We start from the raw sequence: 1456 nt of genomic DNA on the forward strand, positions 1-1456 counted from the left end.
GTGGACTGGTGGGCGCTGCCGGTCGAACCCGCAATATGGACGACATCAGGGAGAAGCAGCAGAGGCTCAACGACCTGATGAGCCAGCACCAGACCCTGCAAGACCAGATGCAGGAACCTCACGCCGATCAGGCCATGCTGGCGGAGCAACTGCGGCAGAACTCGCTGGCCATTGCCGGACTGGAGAGCCAGCTTCGGGAGCTGGGAGAAACCGTCCAGCAACCTGAACAACTGCAACCGGAAGCCGGGACACAGCCGCAGCCGGAGGTAGGACCGCAATGGAGTAACTGGTCAGACAACAATAACCCGAATGATCCTCCGGGTGGCGGCGGTGTGTCCGACAACCCGAATGCAGGGCCACAGGATTTCAGTGGTTATGATCAGCCAGCCTGGCAGCGTAACCGACCCGGCAATCCGGCAGAGGCTGCTCGGTTTGGCCAACGCTACGTAGAGACTGCCGACCCCGCCAGCAACATAGAGCAGCCCAGTCAGTGGCAGGGGCGAACCGTGGGTCAGGAGGGGCAGTACCCTCGCAGCCAGTCCATGGATATCCGTACTGTGGGTATGCCTGAACAGGAGCAGAAGCCGGCACCAGAGAAGAACCGCTGGAAGAACCGAACCGTTACTAGGGAACAGTCTCAGCCAGTCGAACCCCGCCAGCAGGCACTGCCTTACTACCCGCCTGCCGACTTTACCGGCAACCGTTACGGCACTGTGGATGCTGACCCGGAAGCCGCACAGCAGGACAGCCAGCAACGCCGACAGGATCAGATCGACAGGGCTACCCATCAGCATCCGGGTTCAACAGAGTACACCGGCAACCCTGACCGTGACCTGACCAGCTACACCGAACGGATGAACGGCCTGAACCGGTTGTTCCGTTCGTTCAACTGGAAGAAAGGTGACGACAGCAAGAAACGCCGTGTGCGTAAGCTGATTGAAGATCAGCGCAGGCTGGAAATGAACGCCCGGAAAAGTGGACGAGGTTTTACCCCGACCTCCATGAAAGAGGCACTGGCCAACCTGAAGGCGATGGTCGAAAGCGGGGACGGTATCCGCTTTGAACGGGAAGTGAAAGCCATCGAGGCGCGGCAGCAGCAGGAAGGGATGAGGCTAACTGCACAGGAAAAGTCGGGGACCCCTTCTGGAAAAAAGCCGGTACTGGGCAAGGGCGACGAATCGGTGATGGCCGATGAGCGTGAAGTCAGCACCCAGTATGCCCTCTATGAACAGGAAGACCTGATTGCCAGCCATAACGATACCGGCAAGGTAAACCCTCAATACCCGGCAGAACTGCAACCACGGGATCGGGCAAGGCAGGCCAGTGAAACCCAGATCAGGGGGATTGCCAGCAAGCTGAACCCGAAGAAGCTCGGTGCCAACCCGCTGGCCAGTAGCGGTGCGCCGATCATCTGCAGTGACCGTGTGGTGGAAAGCGGCAATGGTCGTGTGTCAGC

1 protein-coding gene is annotated in these 1456 nt (G+C 59.7%); it reads left to right on the plus strand.

Features of this window, described 5'->3' with window-relative positions:
- Positions 1-1456 (plus strand): hypothetical protein (locus AK963_RS35005; protein ID WP_202969922.1); only part of this gene is annotated, 1456 nt, incomplete at both ends.

It is taken from the genome of Endozoicomonas atrinae (genome assembly GCF_001647025.1).
Lineage (GTDB): Bacteria > Pseudomonadota > Gammaproteobacteria > Pseudomonadales > Endozoicomonadaceae > Endozoicomonas > Endozoicomonas atrinae.